At 67.2% G+C, this 13,603-nt stretch carries 12 protein-coding genes; 2 read left to right on the top strand and 10 right to left on the bottom strand.

Features of this window, described 5'->3' with window-relative positions:
• Positions 1–155: 155 nt before the first annotated feature.
• From ACQR10_RS10780 to ACQR10_RS10735, 10 genes are all read right to left on the bottom strand, one after another.
• Positions 156–1,499, bottom strand: a complete 1,344-nt coding sequence (locus ACQR10_RS10780) for a methyl-accepting chemotaxis protein (RefSeq protein WP_316218075.1) — start codon at positions 1,497–1,499, stop codon at positions 156–158.
• 328 nt (positions 1,500–1,827) lie between these two features.
• Positions 1,828–2,316, bottom strand: a complete 489-nt coding sequence (locus ACQR10_RS10775; protein ID WP_316218076.1) for a cytochrome c-type biogenesis protein — start codon at positions 2,314–2,316, stop codon at positions 1,828–1,830.
• Between the two features lie 5 nt (positions 2,317–2,321).
• Complete coding sequence (locus ACQR10_RS10770; RefSeq protein ID WP_316218077.1) at positions 2,322–4,301, bottom strand: heme lyase CcmF/NrfE family subunit; 1,980 nt, start codon at positions 4,299–4,301, stop codon at positions 2,322–2,324.
• A complete protein-coding gene (ccmE, locus tag ACQR10_RS10765) occupies positions 4,298–4,870 on the bottom strand; it encodes a cytochrome c maturation protein CcmE (RefSeq protein ID WP_316218078.1) in 573 nt (190 codons plus the stop codon). Before ccmE ends, ACQR10_RS10770 begins: the two co-directional genes overlap by 4 nt.
• Positions 4,871–4,901: 31 nt before the next feature.
• Positions 4,902–6,002 carry a c-type cytochrome biogenesis protein CcmI gene (gene ccmI / locus ACQR10_RS10760; RefSeq protein WP_316218079.1) on the bottom strand — a complete coding sequence of 367 codons (1,101 nt, stop codon included), beginning with the start codon at positions 6,000–6,002 and terminating at the stop codon, positions 4,902–4,904.
• 138 nt (positions 6,003–6,140) lie between these two features.
• Positions 6,141–6,410, bottom strand: coding sequence for a hypothetical protein (locus ACQR10_RS10755; protein ID WP_315804188.1), 270 nt, complete (start codon positions 6,408–6,410; stop codon positions 6,141–6,143).
• 106 nt (positions 6,411–6,516) lie between these two features.
• On the bottom strand, positions 6,517–7,983 hold the full coding sequence (locus ACQR10_RS10750) for a hypothetical protein (protein ID WP_316218080.1): 1,467 nt from the start codon (positions 7,981–7,983) through the stop codon (positions 6,517–6,519).
• A 110-nt stretch (positions 7,984–8,093) separates the two neighbouring features.
• Positions 8,094–9,470, bottom strand: coding sequence for a sensor histidine kinase (locus tag ACQR10_RS10745; RefSeq protein WP_316218081.1), 1,377 nt, complete (start codon positions 9,468–9,470; stop codon positions 8,094–8,096).
• A 62-nt stretch (positions 9,471–9,532) separates the two neighbouring features.
• Positions 9,533–10,207, bottom strand: coding sequence for a response regulator transcription factor (locus ACQR10_RS10740; RefSeq protein ID WP_006614547.1), 675 nt, complete (start codon positions 10,205–10,207; stop codon positions 9,533–9,535).
• 272 nt (positions 10,208–10,479) lie between these two features.
• Positions 10,480–10,632, bottom strand: coding sequence for a hypothetical protein (locus ACQR10_RS10735; RefSeq protein ID WP_009027687.1), 153 nt, complete (start codon positions 10,630–10,632; stop codon positions 10,480–10,482).
• 263 nt (positions 10,633–10,895) lie between these two features.
• Between ACQR10_RS10735 and ACQR10_RS10730 the strand changes: the two genes are divergently transcribed.
• Together ACQR10_RS10730 and ACQR10_RS10725 are read left to right on the top strand one after the other, a co-directional pair.
• Positions 10,896–11,870, top strand: coding sequence for a Ku protein (locus ACQR10_RS10730; RefSeq protein ID WP_316218082.1), 975 nt, complete (start codon positions 10,896–10,898; stop codon positions 11,868–11,870).
• A gap of 463 nt (positions 11,871–12,333) precedes the next feature.
• Positions 12,334–13,335, top strand: a complete 1,002-nt coding sequence (locus ACQR10_RS10725) for a LysR family transcriptional regulator (protein WP_315804192.1) — start codon at positions 12,334–12,336, stop codon at positions 13,333–13,335.
• Positions 13,336–13,603: the final 268 nt, after the last annotated feature.

The following is a 13,603-nucleotide window of genomic DNA, read 5'->3' as shown; positions in this document are numbered from 1 at the left end:
CCAAAAACCCACAACAGTTGAGCCTCGCAATATGCGGAAGCTGAACCGGACAGCCGTGGGTCAAGCCCGGCCATGACAGGGGAGAGAGGTGGGCTCACAACGCACGCCATGACAGCGGAGAAATACAACTGGCGCCCCCGGCGGTGCGCCTGCCCTCAGCTCGCCTTCACGCTGATGATGAACGCATCGACCTCGCGCTTCAGCGTCTCGGCCTGCTGCGACAGGTCGCCGGCGGCGTCGCGGGCCTCCGAGGCGAGGCGGCCGGTTTCGGCCGAGGTCGAACTGATCTGGGCGATGTGGTTAGAGACGTCGAGGGTGCCGCGGGCGGCTTCCTGGACGCTCCTGGAGATGTCCTGGGTGGCGGTGCGCTGCTGCGAGGTGTCGACCTCGATGCCGGACATGATGGCGCTGATCTCCGACAGCGTGGTCGAGATGCCGTCGATGGCGCCGCGGGTCTCAGCCGTGATGCCCTGGATGCTGGCGACGTGGGCGGAGATCTCGTCGGTCGCCTTGCTGGTCTGGTTGGCGAGGTTCTTCACCTCCGACGCCACGACCGAGAAGCCCCGGCCGGCCTCGCCGGCGCGGGCGGCCTCGATGGTGGCGTTCAGCGCCAGCAGATTGGTCTGCGAGGCGATCGCCTGCACGAGCTGGACCACGGCGCCGATCTTCTCGGCGGCGTCCGACAGCGCGTGGATGGTGTTCTTGCTCTTCTCGGCCTGCGAGGCCGCGCCCTCGGCGCGCTGGGTGGCGTCGGAGACGCGGCGGCTGATGGTGCCGATCGAGCTCGTCATCTCCTCGGTCGAGCCGGCCACGGTCTGGACGCTGCGGTTGGCGTGGTTGGCGGCGGCCTCGACCGCATTGGCCTTGGCGGAGGTGTCGTTGGCGGCGCGCGACAAGGTCTCGGCGTTGCTCTTCAGCCGGATGGCCGACGACGCCACGCTGCCGACGACGCTGGCGACGAGGTCGTTGAAGGAATGGATGCGGCCGTCGAGAAAGCGCGAGCGCTCGCCCTGGCGCTGCGCCTCCTGCAGCTCGCGCGCGGTGAGGCGCTGGCGCTCGATGCCGTTGGTCTTGAACACCTCGAGCGCGCCGGCGAGCTGGCCGATCTCGTTGCCGAGGCCGAGGCCGGGAATGGGCGTGTCGTATTTCTGGCCGGCGACGTCGCGCATGGCCGAGACCATCGCGGCGAGCGGCCGCAGGATGCCGTTCTGCACGGCGGCATAGGTCATCAGGCAGACGGCGCTGGCGAACACCGCGATGGCCGCGCAGGCCATCAGGAAGTAGGAGAACGCCGACTGCGCCTGCTGATAGATCAGCATCGCATGATCACGGGCCGGACCGCTGAGATTGGCGAAGTCCGACGACAGGCTGGTGATCTGGTTGTTGAGATAGAGCACCGCGATGAAGCCGGTGCCGCCGCCGATCGCCAGGAGCATGAGGAGAGAGGCGACGACGCCTCCCACGAGGAAGCGGATCGTCAGATGACTGTTGGAGAACATGGACCTTGCCCGGACGCGTCAGACGGAATGTGCTGCGCACCCTTCCAGACAAAGGTAAAATAAGCTGAAAGCGCGGGTAGGCGCGGAGCACGGGAAAGCACGGGGTTTTGCGGATCCACGGCGCGTTCCCATTTGCTGCGCTCGCTTCTTACTCGCGACAGCCGGCCTTCGCACCACGCGCTTTCAGCCCGCCTCTCTCCGTCGTCATGGCCGGGCTTGACCCGGCCATCCACGTCGTCCGGCACTCTGGGATCCACATGGATGCCCGGGTCAAGCCCGGGCATGACGGAGTAACTAACTGGCAGGGGATCGTGGCGTTAGCGGATCATCATGTCGCCGGCGGCGGCTGCTCGGCGGCCATCAGCGCGGCGAGGCGCGCCTCCTCCTCCGCGGTCAGCTTCGGCGTGGCCTCCGGGCCGCGCTGCCCGCGACGGCGCACCTGCCACCACAGCGCCAGGCCGCCGCCGAGCAGCAGCACCGGCGGCAGCAGCCACAGCAGCAAAGTCTGGCGCTCGAAGCGCGGCTTCAGCAGCACGAACTGGCCGTAGCGCGCGACCAGGAAATCCAGCACCTGATTGTCACTGTCACCGGCGGCGAGCCGCTCGCGCACCAAGAGGCGCAGGTCGCGCGCCAGCGGCGCGTCGGAATCGTCGATCGACTGGTTCTGGCAGACCATGCAGCGCAGCTCGCGCGACAGCGCGCGGGCGCGCTGCTCCTTGGCCGTGTCGGCCATGACCTCGTCGGGCTGCACCGCATGCGCCACCGGCGCGGCGAGCAGCAGCAGCACCAGCGCCGCAAGACCGAGACTACGTCGCATCCGCCCTACTCCGCCGGCTGCAGCGCGCGCGCGGCACGCGCCGGCCGCGGCGCGCCGACGCGCAGGCGCCGGTCGGACAGCGACAGCAGGCCGCCGAACGCCATCAGCACCGGACCGAACCAGATCAAGAGCACCAGCGGCTTGTGATAGATGCGCACGGCGAGGCCGCCGTCGGGGGTGGCATCGCCGAGCGAGACGTAGAGCTGGCTGACGCCGCGGGTCATCAGCGCGGCTTCCGTCGTCGACATGCCGCGGGTGGCGAAGCTGCGCTTGCTCGGCGTCAGGACGCTGAGCTGCCGGCCGTCCTGGCTGATGACGAAGGTGCTGACGACCTCGCTGAAATTCGGGCCCTGGCGCTGGCTCATGCCGTCGAACTTGATCTGGTAGCCGGCGAGATTGCGGACGTCGCCGGGACGCAAGGTCGAGATCAGCTCGCTGTTCCAGGTGGTCTCGCAGACGATGCCGAGCAGCGCGACGCCGAGGCCGGCATGGGCGAAGGCGGTGCCCCACACCGAGCGCGGCAGACCGCGGGTCCGGTGCAGCGCGGTCTTGAACGGCACGCGCGCCACGCCGGTGCGCTCGACCAGATCGACGACCGAGCCGGTGATGACGAACACGCCGAGGCCGATGCCAACAGGCGCCAGCGCGCTGCCCCCGCGCGCCCAGGCCCAGACGATCGCGATCGCCACCAGCGCCGTGACGCCGGCCGCGAGCAGCCGCTGCGTCGCCGCGACGAGGTCGCCGCGCTTCCACGCCAGCATCGGGCCGAACGGCACCATCAGCAAGAGCAGCGCGAACAAGGGGCCGAAGGTGATGTTGTAGAACGGCGCGCCGACCGAGAGCTTGAAGTCGAGCGCCTCCATGATCACCGGGTACAGCGTGCCGAACAGCACGGTGGCGCAGGACACGGTGAGCAGCAGGTTGTTCAAGACCAGCGCGCCCTCGCGCGAGATCGGCGCGAACAGGCCGCCCTGCTTCAGCGCGGTGGCGCGGCCGGCGAACAGCGTGAGGCTGCCGCCGATGAACAGCACGAGGATGCCGAGGATGAACACGCCGCGGGTCGGATCGCTGGCGAAGGCATGGACCGAGGTGATGACGCCGGAGCGGACCAGGAAGGTGCCGAGCAGAGACAGCGAGAAGGTCAGGATCGACAGCAGGATGGTCCAGACCTTGAGCGCGTTGCGCTTCTCCATCACGACGGCGGAATGCAACAGCGCGGTGCCGGCGAGCCAGGGCATCAGCGAGGCGTTCTCGACCGGGTCCCAGAACCACCAGCCGCCCCAGCCGAGCTCGTAATAGGCCCAGTACGAGCCCATGGCGATGCCGAGCGTCAGGAAGATCCAGGCCATCAGGGTCCACGGCCGCACCCAGCGCGCCCAGGCGGCATCGATGCGGCCTTCGAGCAGGGCCGCGATCGCGAACGAGAACGAGATCGAGAAGCCGACATAGCCGAGATAGAGCATCGGCGGGTGCACCGCGAGGCCGATGTCCTGCAAGACGGGATTGAGGTCGCGGCCCTCGATCGGCGGGTTGGCGAGGCGGGCGAACGGATTCGATGTGGTCAGGATGAACAGATAGAACGCGGTCGCCACCCAGGCCTGCACCGCGAGCACGCGGGCGCGCAAGGACAGCGGCAGGTTGTTGCCGAACATCGCGACCATGGCGCCGAACAGGGCCAGGATCGACACCCACAAGAGCATCGAGCCTTCGTGGTTGCCCCAGACGCCGGTGATCTTGTAGAGCAGCGGCTTCATCGAGTGCGAGTTCTCGAACACGTTGGCGACGGAGAAATCCGAGGTCACGTGCAGGGTGACCAGCGCGATGAAGGAGAGACCGGCGAACAGCAATTGCGCCAGCGCGGCCGAGCGGCCGACATTCATCAGGGCGATGTCACGTTGATGCGCGCCGAGCATCGGCACGGTGGACTGGATCAGCGCCAGCGCGAGCGCAAGCACCAGGGCGTAATGTCCGCTCTCTGCAATCACTGCGTCGCTCCTGCCGCCGTCTTCTCGGCGCCTTCGCGCATCGACACCGGGCTTGGCGTGGCTGCGCCGGCTGGCGTGGCTGCGCCGGCTGGCGTGGCTGCGCCGGCTGGCTTGGCCGCCGCGCCGGGCTTGCCGTAATCGTCCTTCCAATGGCCCTGCTTCTTCAGGGCATCGGCGACTTCCTTCGGCATGTAGGTCTCGTCATGCTTGGCGAGCACGGTGTCGGCCTTGAACACGCCGGCGGCATCGAGCGCGCCCTCGGCGACGACGCCCTGCCCTTCGCGGAACAGATCCGGCAGAATGCCCTTGTAGGCGACCGGCAGCTTGGCGCCGCCATCGGCCACTTCGAACGTCACGGCGAGATCGTCGCCCTTCTTCAGCGAGCCCGGCTGCACCAGGCCGCCGAGCCGGAAGCGCTTGCCCGGGCCGATATGCTTTTCCGCCACCATGGTCGGTGTCGAGAAGAACACGATGGAGTCGCGCAGCGCATTCAGCACCAGCCCGGCCGCGACCGCGAGCACGAACAGCGCCCCGCCGATGATCGTCAAACGCCTCTGCTTGCGTGTCATCCCTTGATCCCGTTGGCGGCGGAAGCGCCGCTCATCCATCCAAGCCGAAAGTCTTCACGCCCTCGTTGAGCTGCCGCAACCGCTCGGCATCGCCGGACACCGCCTGCCGCGCCTCCGACAGCGCCCCCTTGGCCTTGTCGAGATCGCCCATCACGACATAGGCGCGCACCAGCCGCAACCAGCCCTCGACGTCGTCGCCGTTCTGCTTCAGCCGCGCCGCCAGCCGGTCGACCATGCCGCGGATCATCGTCTCGCGATCGCCTGCGCTCATGTCCTTGGCCGCGGCGATCGTCTCGCTCGGCAGCGCCGGCACCTCGCCGCCGCCGACGCGGGCCAGCGCCGCCGTCACCAGCGGCCGCCACGGCGCATCCGCCGGCGCCTTGCCCAGCATCGCCCGCCAGATCGCGCCCGCCTCGTCCTTGCGGCCGTCCTGCTCGGCAGAAAGGCCGAGATAGTAGTTCGACTTCGGCTCGTCGGCCTCGAGCGCATGGGCGCGCTCGAACTCCGCCTTGGCCTCGGCGGTGACGACGCCGCCGGCGGCCGCCGTGATCATCTCGCCGAGATCGGCGCGCTTGGCCGCGCCGTCGCCAGCATAGGTGATCATGTTGCGATAGGCCCGAATCGCGTCATCGGTGCGGCCAAGCCGCGCCAGCACCGGGGCGAGCACGGTCCAGCCGCGGCCATCGGTCGGGTTCTTCTGCAGGTGCTGCTCGACCTGCGCCACCAGCGTTTCCAGCGGCTGCGTCCCGTTGGGCGCCGCGCGGGCGGTGAGCGGGAAATCCGGCAGTTGCGGCGAGCCGAGCGGGAGGTAGACCGCGAGCGCCACGATCGGCACGCCGATCAGCGCCAGCACCGCCGACGCGCGGCGCAGACCGAGGCTCGGCTTCACCGCAGCCTCGTCCTCCTGGTCGGCCGCGGCCAGAAGGCGGCGGCTGATCTCGACCCGCGCGGCTTCCGCCTCGACCTTGCCGATCAGCCCGGTTTCGACGTCGCGCTCGATCTCCGCCAGCTGGTCCTTGTAGACGGCGACCTCGCGCCCGTCCGACGCGGCCCGCGCGCCCAGCCCGAGCGGCAGCAGGACGGCGAAGATCGCCGCGGCCGTCATCACGGCGAACACGAACCAGAGAGTCATCGGACAGGGTTCCAGTCAGCGCCTACCGGCAGGCGCGCCTCGCGCCGCTTTTAACCAGCACCGTTCCCGGCGGCAATTCACATTTGCCGCCGTGGTAGCCCAGCCGTCCGAGCCGAAAAACTCAGGACAATTACGTAATTAGGGGACCTCGAACTCGGCGCTCTTGGCGAGATAGCTGCCGTGCCCGTTCAGGGCCACCAGGAAATAGGTCCCCGGCCGGACATGGTCGGTGAGCCTGATCCGCAGCGACCCGACCGGGACCGGAGAGGCGATGGTGGTGACGGGATCGGGGAGTGGCGCCCCGCTCGTCTTGTCGACGAGCACGACCTTGGCCTTGATCATGAGGTTGCGATAGGTCGCGCGCACGACGCGGTTCTCGACCTCGACGAAGTTGATGACGGAAATCATGGTCTTGATGAAAACGGATGGAACCTGCGGGAACCTATGCGTGGCCCCGGGGCGGGGTCAACCTGAAATTGCAAAAATCAAAACGTGGACAGACTAGCAGAAAATCTCAACCGGCGCGCGAGGATTTTCGCTCGCCGTTCATCGCGTTCTCGGCCGCCCTGCTCATCAATTGGGCGTAGTCGTTGCCGAACAGGACGTGACAGAAGCGGATCGCCGCCGACACCTGCGACTGCCGATAGGCGCGCGCCCGCGCGTCGCCCGAGCGCAGCGACTGCACCAGCGCTTCGGTGGCCTTCTCGACATATTGCTGCAGATCGGAATAGGTCCGCAGCGTCACCTCGTTGATCGCGAGCTCGCTCGCATAGTTGCGGCAGACCGCGACGAACTCGATCAGCGCCGCCACCTCCTCGACCTCGCCGCCGTCGACGCCGGCGCCGGCCGGAATGTCCTTGTCGGCGCGCTGGCGCAGGATGCGGCGGACGCGGCCCGGCACGCTGTCGATCTCCGATTGCAGGGCATTGGAGATGTCGGCGCGGATCGCGGTGAGCTGCTTGCCCCAATTCGATTCCGAGCGCAGGTCGAGCTCGGTGCGCAGGCCGCGAACGCCGTCATGCAGCGTCTTCAGCGTATCGCCGAGATTGGAGAAATGACCGCGCCGGATGTCGGCGCGCAGCACCGAGGCGAGGCCGGCGAGATCGTTGAGCGCGATGGTGACGGCGACGCCGAACGGGGTCGCCGCCACGCGGATCTCATCGTCCGATGCCGCGATCTTGGTCGCGAGCCGGATGATCTGCCAGGGCGCGGCGAGCCGCTGCATCACCAGCGACAGTGCGAACGGCAGCATCGAGGGCGTCTGCAGTGACGGCACGTTGATGGCTTCGGTGACGGAGGCAATCTGCGAATCGCCGAGCACGCGGATGATGCCGGGCAGCCGGCCGTTGAGGCCGTCGAGCGCCTCGCGATTCTGCAGCACCAGCCCGATCGGCAGCAGATCCTCGATCACGCTGGGTGCGCCGATGCGGGCGAGCGCGCGCTGGCGGTCGCCGGTCGCGTTGGGGCCGACGAGGTTCATCAGCGCCTCGGCGGCGGCGCGCTGCAGCTTGCGTGCGGCCATCTCGACCTCGCGCGAACTGTCGCCGGTGACCGACATCGCGGCCTCGAATTCGGCGTAGCGCTCCGGCGCGCCTTCGCGGCCGAGCCACTGCCAGACCGGCAACAGCGAGGCACGGCGGATCTGGCCGGGACGGAGAGGACCGGTGGAATCGGTGAGGAACGGGTCGAGCGGCCGGAACAGCCGACGCGGGCCATCGCCACTCTGGCGGCGCTCCTCGCGGGCCGGCGGACGAGCGACCTCGATGGCGGGTTGGGGACGCACGGGATCCAATGTTGGAGCGGGAGCCGGCGGCGCGACGGGCCGCACCACCTTGCGCAACTGCTCGAGCACCAGGGTCGCCACGGCGACGTCCTGGCCACGCTCGATGGCGCGCTCGAATTCGCGCATCAGGAGCGACTGCGCGTTCGGCGGCAGCTGCCCGAGATATTCCCTTAACCGCTCGTGAGCTGTCTGACCCATGCGCCGGCGTGCAAATTTCCACGGCGAGAGCGCACATCGCGCACCCCTGCCCGGACCATACGGTCCGCGGTATTAAGAACACCTTTAGGATGGCGAAATTCGCCGCCCCGTCAAACGCCGGGCAATCTCAGCTCCGCCCGCAGGCCCCCGGTCGGGGCATCGCCCAGGGTCAATCGGCCGCCATAGAGCGCGGCCAGATCGGTGACGATCGACAGCCCGAGCCCCGACCCCGGCTTGGATTCGTCCAGCCGCTGGCCGCGCCGCAGCACCTGGGCACGCTCGGCGGCCGAGAGGCCACGGCCATCGTCATCGACCACGATCCGCAGCATCGGCGAGGCCCCGGACTGGGCCGGCGGCTCCACGGTGAGCTCGACCGAGACTCGCGAGGTCGCCCATTTGCAGGCATTGTCGACCAGATTGCCGACCATCTCCTCCAGATCCTGGCGCTCGCCACGAAATCTCGCCGCGGGATCGGCGGTCGCCGCGACCACGATGCCGCGGTCGCGGTAGATCTTTTCCATGGTGCGGCGCAGCGCCTCGATGGCCGGCGCCACCTCGGTCACGGTGGACACGATGGTGACGCGCGCGGCGATCCGCGCCCGCTCGAGGTGGTGGGCGACCTGGTCGCGCATGACGTCCGCCTGCTCCATCACCTTGGCGGCGAACGGGTCCGCCGCATGGGTCGCCGCTTCATTCACGATGACCGAGAGCGGCGTCTTGATGGCATGGGCGAGATTGCCGACATGCGTGCGCGCCCGCTCGACGATCTCGCGATTGGCATCGATCAGGGCATTGGTCTCGCGGGCCAGCGGCGCGATCTCCACCGGGAACTCCCCTTCCAGCCGCTCGGCGCGCCCGGACCGGATGTCGGCGATCGATTCGGAGATGCGTTTCAGCGGCGCGAGGCCATAGCGGACCTGGAAGATGGTCGTGAGCAGCAGCACGATCCCGAGCGCGGTGAAGGTGCCGCCGAGGTAGTAGTCGAAGCTGCGGGTCTCGTCGAAGATCTCCGAGGCATCGCCTGCGACGCTGACCAGGAACTTGCCGTCGGAGCCGAGATCCACCGGGCGCTCGACCATGCGCAGGTCCTGGTTCTCCGGCCCCTCGACATAGCCGATCCGGATCCCGGCCGCCGTCAGCTCGATCCCCTGCTCCTCCAGCTTGGGCAGCTTCTTGTCCCACAGCGAGCGCGAGGCCCGTACCTCCGGCTTCTCGGCGTCGGTACGGGTGATCTGCCAGTACCAGCCGGACAGCGGCAGCTCGAACAGTGGCTCGCCCAATGACTGGAATTGGCGGTCCGGCGGATCGTCGGGGGTGGCGACCTCGGCGATCAGGGTGCGCAGATAGAGATTGAGCCGGCGATCGAAGGCGCGCTCGGTCGCGTTGCGATACACCGAGGACAGCACGATGCCGGTGATGGCGAGAATGACCACGAGCCACGCGGTCGCGGACAGGAACAACCGGGTGGCAAGTGAGCTCTGGCGCATGACCGCAAACTAGCGAAACGGCCGGCGCCCGGCCACCGCGAATGGCTGGCTCCGGAAACGGATCAGGCGCCTGCGGCCGGCGGCGGGGTCAACAGATAGCCGAGGCCGCGCACGGTCTGGATGACGTCGCAGTCGAGCTTCTTCCTGATGCGGCCGACGAACACCTCGATGGTGTTGGAGTCGCGGTCGAAGTCCTGGTCGTACAGATGCTCGACCAGCTCGCTGCGCGAGACGACGCGGCCGGAATGATGCATCAGATAGGACAGCAGGCGGTATTCATGTGAGGTCATCTTGACGGGGTTGCCCGACACGCTGACCTTGCCGGTGCGGGTGTCCAGGGTGACCGGCCCGCAGGTCAGCTCGCTCTGGGCGTGGCCGGCCGAGCGGCGCAGCAACGCGCGGATGCGCGCCAGCACCTCCTCGAGGTGGAAGGGCTTGGCAACGTAGTCGTCGGCGCCGGCGTCGAAGCCCTGGACCTTGTCGCTCCAGCGGTCGCGCGCGGTGAGAATCAGGACCGGCATCGCCCGGCCATTGCGCCGCCACGCCTCCAGCACCGAGATGCCGTCCATCTTGGGCAGGCCGATATCCAGCACGACAGCGTCATAGGGCTCGCTGTCGCCCAGATAGTGCCCTTCCTCCCCATCGAACGCACGGTCCACGACGTAGCCGGCGTCGCTCAGGGCCGTGGTGAGCTGACGGTTGAGATCCGGATCGTCCTCGACAACGAGCAGACGCACGCTTGCCTCCAAAGCTGAACTGCACGATTTCCGCCCTCAAGATGAACCGGAAGGCCGTGAACCGTGCATGAACGGAACCCGAGCGACCAGGTTACTTTTTGGTCATCTCGATCGGGACCCCCGGCAGGCGGCCGACAGAATTGGGGCGGATATAAGCTCCGGGACACCACGATGAAAAGCCCGGCCATGGGAATGGCCGGGCTGGATTTCGTGACCAGGCGAAGGGCGTCGGCCGCGGCGTCACGCAGCCGGCCGACCTCGCGATGTGCCTCTCAGGTGTGGAAGAACACGAACCACACGAGGCCCAGGACCAGCAGTGCCAGCCCCGTGGAGATGGCCAGCATCGCCAGGACCGACGGGCCGGGCTCGCCCTGCCGCGCTTCGGTTGGAGTTTCGACGATCTGCGACCCTCGTCTTGTTGCCATGGCGCCCTCAGCTCGCTGCTGTTCGATATCGAGCGCGGTATCGCGCTCCCTCACTTGCTCCCGTTGGCAACGTCGACCGCCAGATGATGTTCCGGGACGGACACGGCTGCGACCAGTTAACGCCGCTCTCAGAATCTGCAGCTACGCTTGTTGAATCCGGGGCCTGCGGTGTTATCCTCGCGGCAGCTACCGACAACTATGTCCGCAGCAGCCCGGTCCCGGGGGAGCACGCCCGTCAGTTTGCAGTTGAGTGGAGTTGAGGAATGGCCCCGCGCGCCAATTGGAAGGGTTTTCTGCGCCTGTCGCTCGTGACCTGTCCGGTCGCGCTCTATCCGGCGACGTCCGAGTCCGAGAAGGTCTCCTTCAACCAGATCAACCGCAAGACCGGCCACCGCATCAAATACAGCAGGGTCGACGCCGAGACCGGCGAGGAAGTCGCCAGCGACGACATCGTCAAGGGCTACAAGGTCGACACCGACACCTACATCGAGGTCACCAAGGACGAGCTCGAGGACATCGCCTTGGAATCGACGCACACGATCGAGATCGACGAGTTCGTGCCGCGCACCGATATCGACAGCCGCTATCTGATCCGCCCCTATTATCTCGTTCCTGACGGCAAGGTCGGCCATGACGCCTTCGCGGTCATTCGCGAGACCATCCGCAGCATGGACAAGGTCGCGATCGGCCGGGTCGTGCTCACCAATCGCGAGCACATCATCGCGCTGGAGCCGCTCGGCAAGGGCCTGATGGGAACGCTGCTGCGCTACCCCTACGAGGTGCGCAACGAGGACGAATATTTCGACGACATTCAGGATGTGAAGATCACCAGCGACATGCTGGATCTCGCCAAGCACATCGTCGAGAAGAAATCGGCCGACTTCCAGCCGGAGAACTTCGAGGACCACTACGAGGCCGCGCTGATCGAGCTGATCAACAAGAAGCGCAGCGGCGTGACGATCGCCGCCAAGTCCGCGCCGAAGTCGAGCGGCAACGTCATCAACCTGATGGACGCCCTGAAGCGCAGCCTTGCCGGCGAGGGTGACAAGGCGCCCGCGGCGGTCGCCCCCGCGCCGAAGGCCAAGGCCAAGAAGCCGAAGAAGCGCGTCGAAGGCCAGCGCGAGATGCTGCTGCCGATCAGCGGCAAGAAGGCCAAGGACGAGCCGAAGAAGGCCGAGGAGCCGAAGAAGTCGGAGAAGCCGGCGCGGACCACCGCACGCTCGCGCAAGGCCAGCTGAGGCTTCGATACGGCGAACGACCTCCGAAGCTTCGCGCGGCGTCCGGATCCCGTGCAGAACGGTCGCTCGACCGCGAGTTCCGGCTGTGGCCGTGGGCACGCCACCGCGTGGTGTCACGGGTCCGTCATCCACCAAGAACGCCGCAATCGATCGCCGCCCCCCCGATTGGTGGGGAAATATCTGCGTTGATCAGGTAAGTCGATCCGGCAATGGTGAGCCGACGATCAGGCGCGGATTCGTGATCGTTTCGACATCACTTCGATGCTTGCGGAATGATCACGTCGCCCCTAGCTCTGCGGCGCGGGATGGTGATCCGGGCGTAAGCTTCCTGACGGAAGATTGATGTGCCTGGTCGGTCGGGACGACGCTGGCGAAGTCGTCCCAGCCGCACGACGCGGCGTATCAGGGGGATGTGGATGTTTCAGCACGATGCGGACCAACGCCGGGCGAAGTACGCCTAGCGATGGCACGGGTTCAGCTGTCCGAGCTCTCCGCCTTCGCAGCCGTCGCGGATTCGTTGAGCTTCACCAAGGCGGCCGCTCATCTCGGCTGCTCCTTGCCGACCATCAGCCAGACCATCAAGAGCCTCGAGGAGCGGCTGGACGTCAGGCTGTTCAACCGGACGACGCGCAGCGTGGCCCTCACCGAGGCCGGCGAGCGCCTGCTGGCGGAGATCCAGCCGATTCTCGAACGGGTCGACCAGGCCATCGAGAGCATCAACGCGTTCCGCGACAAGCCGATGGGCACCCTGCGCCTGACCGTATCGCGTGTGTTCGCCGTGAGAGGGCTCGGGCCCCTGATCAGGTCGTTCCTGGCCGAATACCCGGACATCCATATCGAACTGGCTGTCGACGACACCAACAGTGACATCGTGCGCAATCGCTTTGATGCCGGCATCAGATCCGGACACCGGGTGGAGCGCGACATGAAGGTCATCCGCGTGTTCGACGAGTGCAGCTTCGTTGCGGTTGCCGCCCCCGGCTATCTCGCGGCGCATCCCGCGCCGGCCGTTCCCGAGGATCTCCAGGCCCATAACTGCATCCGGCATCGGGTCCCTGCCGACGATACGCTGCAGCCCTGGATCTTCGAAAAGGGCGGCGAGCGCACCGAGATTGCCGTGGACGGCTCTCTTATCGTCAACGACTTCGATCTCGCGCTGAATGCCGCGCTCGACGGCATCGGCGTTGCTTATCTGGTCGAGCCGATGATCGAGTCGCATCTGGCCGAAGGACGGCTGATGCGGCTGCTGCCCGGCTGGCGCTACGCGACGCCCGGACTGTTCCTGTACCATCCGAGCCGCCGGCAACCGCCGATGCCGCTGCAGGTCTTTCTCGACTTCGTCAAGCGCTGGCGCAGCGGCGTCACGCTGGACGCAATGTCGCGCGCGGCGGATTACGATGCACGCGGGTTGGTAGCAGCGACGTCACACCGAGCGTCGATGCACGTCGAGCCGAACCGCCGTTGATATCTCACGTGTGGCCGGAGAATCTTCGCGCGTCACCGACGGCGCCGCGGAAGCACAATGACGTGCGCAGTTTGCGCTGAGCGCCCGGGATTGTTCGGGATTCCCATCTAGCCTATTCACGATTATCACCATTAACAAATCGACACCGCGAGGCCAAAACCGCGGCGTCACTGCGTCGATGCTGGTGCGTGCGAGCAGCGTGTTAACGACGATCGAGTGGGCTTCGAACAAGGCAGAGCACATTCATCAAATCGAAATTGGCTCATGC

The sequence above is a fragment of the Bradyrhizobium sp. HKCCYLRH2060 genome (assembly GCF_051168135.1).
In the GTDB taxonomy this organism is placed as follows: domain Bacteria; phylum Pseudomonadota; class Alphaproteobacteria; order Rhizobiales; family Xanthobacteraceae; genus Bradyrhizobium.
The sequence above is the reverse complement of the archived record's forward strand: the minus strand, read 5'-3'. Positions and strand labels throughout refer to the sequence as shown.

Coding starts and splice junctions, on each gene's coding strand:
- ACQR10_RS10780 (WP_316218075.1), bottom strand. CDS start 1,499: ATGTTCTCCAACAGTCATCTGACGATCCGCTTCCTCGTGGGAGGCGTC.
- ACQR10_RS10775 (WP_316218076.1), bottom strand. CDS start 2,316: ATGCGACGTAGTCTCGGTCTTGCGGCGCTGGTGCTGCTGCTGCTCGCC.
- ccmE (WP_316218078.1), bottom strand. CDS start 4,870: ATGACACGCAAGCAGAGGCGTTTGACGATCATCGGCGGGGCGCTGTTC.
- ccmI (WP_316218079.1), bottom strand. CDS start 6,002: ATGACTCTCTGGTTCGTGTTCGCCGTGATGACGGCCGCGGCGATCTTC.
- ACQR10_RS10755 (WP_315804188.1), bottom strand. CDS start 6,410: ATGATTTCCGTCATCAACTTCGTCGAGGTCGAGAACCGCGTCGTGCGC.
- ACQR10_RS10750 (WP_316218080.1), bottom strand. CDS start 7,983: ATGGGTCAGACAGCTCACGAGCGGTTAAGGGAATATCTCGGGCAGCTG.
- ACQR10_RS10745 (WP_316218081.1), bottom strand. CDS start 9,470: ATGCGCCAGAGCTCACTTGCCACCCGGTTGTTCCTGTCCGCGACCGCG.
- ACQR10_RS10735 (WP_009027687.1), bottom strand. CDS start 10,632: ATGGCAACAAGACGAGGGTCGCAGATCGTCGAAACTCCAACCGAAGCG.
- ACQR10_RS10730 (WP_316218082.1), top strand. CDS start 10,896: ATGGCCCCGCGCGCCAATTGGAAGGGTTTTCTGCGCCTGTCGCTCGTG.
- ACQR10_RS10725 (WP_315804192.1), top strand. CDS start 12,334: ATGGCACGGGTTCAGCTGTCCGAGCTCTCCGCCTTCGCAGCCGTCGCG.